Source organism: Candidatus Accumulibacter phosphatis (genome assembly GCF_012939955.1).
Classification (GTDB): Bacteria; Pseudomonadota; Gammaproteobacteria; order Burkholderiales; family Rhodocyclaceae; genus Accumulibacter; species Accumulibacter delftensis.
Map to the genome: position 1 here is coordinate 1 of NZ_SPMY01000101.1, position 5,104 is coordinate 5,104.

The window sequence follows — 5,104 nt, forward strand, 5'->3', positions numbered from 1 at the left end:
TGTCGAGTCCAATGACCCGCTTGTGGATCGGAACCAGTTCCATACCGTCTCCTTTCGCAATAAACTTGAAAGCGGGAGGCGGTGGGTGCCAGAACCGAAGTTGCCTGAAGGCGACAGGTCGCCAACGGCCCTTTTAATGTGTGCGCTCAAAGGCAGCAATCCGGGGTACGAGTCGGTTCAGCGGGTCACGTTAAAGTTCGGGGTCGAGCCGCCAAAGCTTTGCGCGACCTCTACCCATCGCTTCCCAACTCGAATTTTCTTTCATGATCCGGGGCGGCCGCAACTGCAATGACCGTTGGGGTGTCTCCACGTGTCATGACCGTTAATGTGAAAGTCGCGCAAGCGACTCACGAAACTCCCTTCTCCACTCGCCGGAGAAGGGTCTGGGGTGAGGCGGGGAATTCAGGGAGCATGCTCCCTGCCCGGCGAACGATTACGGCGTGCAAGCCGGAATGCGCACTGCAAGTGAGAGGGAAGCGGTCATGACTTTCATGATTCGGGGTATCTCGAAATGTCATGACCGTTAGGCGATGGCCGCAACAGGAGCGCTTGTCCTTGAACAGGAATCGCCTTGGTTCCGTGCGCTCCTGCTTTGTCGAGCCAGCTGCGCTGGCCGGTGACTGGGGATCAGCGATGCCTGTTTGCCGAGTCAGTCGTTTGACCGGCGCCGACGGCGGCCCGGCGCAGGCGATCGGCGACTGCTGCCCAGGCGGGTGTCGCCGGAACCGCTTCGACGACGATCAGGTCGGCGGCCATTTGGTCGAGTTCGCGCAGTGCCGCGTAGAGTGCGCGCGCGTAGCCGCGGGGATGCGCAGCCAGCTGGCGAACGGCAAGCGTCGCCGCGACGCCCGGGAACTCGCTGTGGCACAGGATGGCACTGTGGCGGCCCGTTTGACGGAGTTCGGCGACGACTTCCGCAAGCTCGGTCGAGGCCACCAGGCGCAGCGGCGTCGCTGGCGCGTAGTGTGCGGCCAGCGAACCCGAGACCCGCGGCCTGCCGTCATCCGCCGCTTGCGTGAGGACCTCGGGCAGCATGCCGATGACCGACGCGATCTGCTCCGGGGTGACGTGTCCCGGACGCAGCAGCCGTGGCGGCAGCCCAGGATCGCGCGTGAGGTCGAGAATCGTCGACTCGATGCCGACCGGGCAGCGGCCACCGTCGAGCACCAGGGAGACGGAGTTGCCCAGTTCTTCGCGCACATGCGCGGCGTCGGTCGGGCTGATGCGGCCGAAGCGGTTGGCAGAAGGGGCGGCCAGGCCACACATGCCAGCAACGCCGCCGCCGGCCTGCGCAAAGGCGCGCAGTAGAGCCAGTGCGACCGGATGTGCGGGCACGCGGACGCCGATGCTGTCCTGGCCGCCGGTGACTGCAGTGGGCACTCCCGCGGCGCGCTTGAGGATCAAGGTCAGCGGACCTGGCCAGAAAGCTTCGGCCAACTCCCATGCCAGCGCTGGAATATCGCACGCCCAGCGGTCGAGACAGCCGGCACCGGCCAGATGGACGATTAGCGGGTGCTCGGCGGGTCGCCCCTTGGCGGCGAAGATGCGGGCCAGCGCCGGCGGGTTGGCGGCATCGGCGCCCAGCCCATAGACCGTCTCGGTCGGGAAAGCGACCAGTTGGCCGGCCTGCAGTAGCGCGACGGCGCGCTCGATGTCCGCCTGCTCAGGGGGCATCGACGATCCCGATCGCCGTACGGGCCGCCAGCGCCACGGCGCGGGCTTTCTCCGGGTCCTCGTCGACCACCGTGAAGTGCCCCATCTTGCGGCCGTGCCTGGCGTGGTGCTTGCCATAGAGATGCAGCTTGAGGCCGGGAAAGGCGTGCAGGCGTGACCAGTCGGGTTCACGATAGCGAGTGCCGGCAGGGCCGGTTTCGTACCAGATGTCTCCGAGCAGGTTGACCATCGCTGCCGCCGAGTGCGCGCGCGGGTCGCCCAGCGGCAAGCCGCAGAGGGCGCGCACCTGCTGCTCGTACTGGCTGGTCAGGCAGGCATCGAGCGTGTAGTGGCCGCTGTTGTGCGGGCGTGGCGCCATTTCGTTGACCACCAGCTGGTCCTCGACAACGAAGAATTCGACCGCCAGGGTGCCGATATAGCCGAGGCCGGCGGCGATCTTTTCAGCCAGTTCGGCGGCCTCTGCGCGCAGCATCGGCGAAAGGCGTGCCGGCACCAGCGAGACGTCGAGAATGCCTTTGCGGTGGCTGTTCTCGGCGCTCGGAAAGCTTTTCACCTGGCCGTCTTCGTCACGCGCCAGGACCACCGAGATTTCGCTGCCGAGCGCGAGTTTCTGTTCGAGGACGCAGGTTTCGCCCTTGAAGTGCTGGAAGGCGGCGATCGCCTCATCACGACCGGCGACGACGGCTTGCCCCTTGCCGTCGTAGCCGAAACGAGCGACTTTCAGGATCGCCGGGAAAAGGCTGAGCGGGGCAGCACGCAGGTCGTGTTCGCTGTGCACGGCGATGAAGTCGGCAATCGGCAGATGGTGTCGGCGCAGGAACTCTTTTTCGGCGATGCGATTCTGGCAGACGCTGACCGCGGCTGCCGCCGGGCGCACGAGGACGAATTTGGCGAGATAGTCGAGGCTGCCGGCGGGGACGTTTTCGAACTCGGTGCTGATCGCCGTACAGCCCTGTGCCAGTTCGTCGAGCACCGGATAATCGTCGTAGCCGGCGACCAGATGACGGTCGGCGATCAGTCCGGCGGGACTGTGCGGGTCAGGGTCGAGAACCCAGACCGGGTAGCCGAGTTCGTGTGCGGCGGCGACGAAGAAGCGGCCGAGTTGGCCGCCACCGAGCATGCCGAGAGTAGCCGGGGGAAGAATCATCGTCTTGTACTCATCTAACGCGCCGCAGGCGGTCAGCGACAGCGCTCGCCGGTGAGAGAAGTCCCTGGCCGGGAGCGGGGCTGTCGTTCGGGCTGCGGCCGCTCACACTTCCGGCAGCTTCATGGCCAGCACTTTGGCGGCCTGGGTTTGACGGAATTCGCTGAGGCGCTGCGCCAGCGCCGCGTCGCTTGTGGCGAGCATGGCGACGGCAAACAGCGCCGCGTTGGCCGCGCCGGCCTCGCCGATGGCGAAAGTGGCCACCGGTATGCCTTTCGGCATCTGCACGATGGACAGCAGCGAATCGTTACCGGACAGCGCCTTCGATTGCACCGGCACGCCGAGGACGGGCAGGATGCTCTTGGCGGCCAGCATGCCGGGTAGATGCGCGGCGCCGCCGGCGCCGGCGATGATCGCCTTCAGGCCACGCTCGGCGGCCGTCGAAGCGTAGTCGAAAAGCAGATCCGGGGTGCGGTGCGCGGAGACGACGCGGGTCTCGAAAGGGACGCCGAAGTCCTTGAGCATCACTGCCGCCGCTTGCATCGTCGGCCAGTCGGAATCGGAGCCCATGACGACGCCGACCAGCGGCGCCTGCTGCTGTGCCATCAGTGCGCCTCTCTTTCGGCGGCTTCGAGGGTGTTGGCGAGCAGCATGGTGATGGTCATCGGCCCGACGCCACCGGGGACCGGCGTGATCGCCGAGGCGACCTCGCTGACCGGGCCGAAGTCCACGTCGCCACAGAGTTTGCCGTCCGGCAGGCGATTGATGCCGACATCGATGACCACCGCACCGGGTTTGACCATCTCGGCGGTGACAAAGCGCGCACGCCCGAGCGCCGCAACCAGGATGTCGGCGCGCCGGGTGTGGAACAGCAGGTCACGGGTCTGCGAATGGCAGATGGTGACCGTCGCGCTGGCTTGCATCAGGAGCATCGCCATCGGCTTGCCGACGATGTTCGAGCGTCCCAGGACGACTGCCTCCTTGCCCTTCAGTTCGATGCCGGCGTCGCTGAAGAACTTCATGATGCCGTAGGGCGTACAAGGAATGAAACGCGGATTGCCCTGCATCAGCGCGCCGACGTTTTCGGCGTGAAAACCGTCGACGTCCTTCGCGGGGGAGATCGCCTTGAGTACCGCATCACTGTCAAAGTGCTTCGGCAGCGGCAGTTGCACCAGGATGCCGTGAATTTTTGGATCGCCGTTGAGCTCGGCGATTTTGGCCAGCACCAGCGCCGGCTCGACAGTCGGCGGATAAGTGATTTTTTCGGAGTGAAAACCGGCCTGCGCACAGGCGTTGACCTTGTTGCGCACATAGACCTGCGAAGCGGCGTCTTCGCCGACCAGAATCACGGCCAGTCCGGGGCGGGTGCCGCGCGCAGCCAGCGTTTCGGCGCGGGACTTGAAATCGGCGCGCAGCTTTTGTGCCAGCACGGTGCCGTCGAGGATTTTTGCTGTCATTTCGTGGTTTCCTGGAGTGGCCAGAAGGCAATGCGAGAAACGCGAGGCGCTCCAGGCGCGCGTCGTCTCTTCGCATCGATCTCGGAGGAGAGCGATTCTATCGCAAATCAGGTGGCGTCCGTTGCCGCTTCCGAGTTCGCCGCTTGTGCGCTTGCCTACCTTCCTGGAAGGGGAAAATGCCTACAAAGCCGGCCACTTGGCGGCTGATTGACGATTCCACGTTGATACAGATCAACTTCCTGGCCGTGACACGGTCAATAGGGGGTGCCAAAACACCCGCAAGGGCCTTCTGGCGCATGTGAAATTGCACGATGCAAAAGTGTGTTTTACAATGCGGGACAACAAGGATTGCTGCGCTGCGGTACTTTGTAGTGACGCAAGCGTTTACCCTCTGTGCTGACGTTCGCTTGGGCGTCCAGCAAAACTATTCACTTCATGATTCTGCAGACCAGGAGACAAGTCCATGGCAGCTCTGCCCGAAAACGCGCCGTCGGCCGGCATCACCGATGCCGACCCGCAAGAGACACAGGAATGGCAAGACGCACTGAGCGGGGTAATCGATCGGGAAGGCGCCGAGCGCGCTCACTACCTGATTGACGGCCTGATTTCCCACGCCCGCCAGGAGGGAATCGATATTCCCTACAGCGCCACCACCGAGTACATCAACACCATTCCGGTCGATCAGCAGCCCAAGTATCCCGGCAACGCGGATCTCGAAATCCGGATTCACAACTACATTCGCTGGAATGCCATGGCGATGGTCGTGCGTGCCAACAAGGACAGCAACGTCGGCGGCCACATCGCTTCGTTTGCCTCGGCGGCGGCCCTC

5 protein-coding genes and 1 pseudogene are annotated in these 5,104 nt (G+C 64.5%); 2 read left to right on the forward strand and 4 right to left on the reverse strand.

Annotated features, from left to right (window positions below):
* Positions 1-292 (forward strand): hypothetical protein (locus tag E4Q23_RS23365; RefSeq protein ID WP_211203888.1); only part of this gene is annotated, 292 nt, incomplete at its 5' end.
* Positions 293-627: 335 nt separating this feature from the next.
* On the opposite strand, the gene E4Q23_RS21280 is transcribed toward E4Q23_RS23365, so the two are convergent.
* The 4 genes from E4Q23_RS21280 to folD form a co-directional block, all read right to left on the reverse strand.
* Complete coding sequence (locus tag E4Q23_RS21280) at positions 628-1,674, reverse strand: L-threonylcarbamoyladenylate synthase (protein ID WP_169068472.1); 1,047 nt, start codon at positions 1,672-1,674, stop codon at positions 628-630.
* Positions 1,664-2,821: a 5-(carboxyamino)imidazole ribonucleotide synthase gene (locus tag E4Q23_RS21285; protein WP_169068473.1), complete on the reverse strand. Its 1,158-nt coding sequence runs from the start codon at positions 2,819-2,821 to the stop codon at positions 1,664-1,666. The genes E4Q23_RS21280 and E4Q23_RS21285 overlap by 11 nt, the downstream gene beginning before the upstream one ends.
* Before the next feature lie 102 nt (positions 2,822-2,923).
* Positions 2,924-3,424: a 5-(carboxyamino)imidazole ribonucleotide mutase gene (purE, locus tag E4Q23_RS21290; protein ID WP_169068474.1), complete on the reverse strand. Its 501-nt coding sequence runs from the start codon at positions 3,422-3,424 to the stop codon at positions 2,924-2,926.
* On the reverse strand, positions 3,424-4,275 hold the full coding sequence (folD, locus tag E4Q23_RS21295) for a bifunctional methylenetetrahydrofolate dehydrogenase/methenyltetrahydrofolate cyclohydrolase FolD (protein WP_169068475.1): 852 nt from the start codon (positions 4,273-4,275) through the stop codon (positions 3,424-3,426). Before folD ends, purE begins: the two co-directional genes overlap by 1 nt.
* A 463-nt stretch (positions 4,276-4,738) precedes the next feature.
* Between folD and aceE the strand changes: the two are divergent.
* Positions 4,739-5,104 (forward strand): annotated as a pseudogene (aceE, locus tag E4Q23_RS21300) (pyruvate dehydrogenase (acetyl-transferring), homodimeric type); the annotation flags it as partial.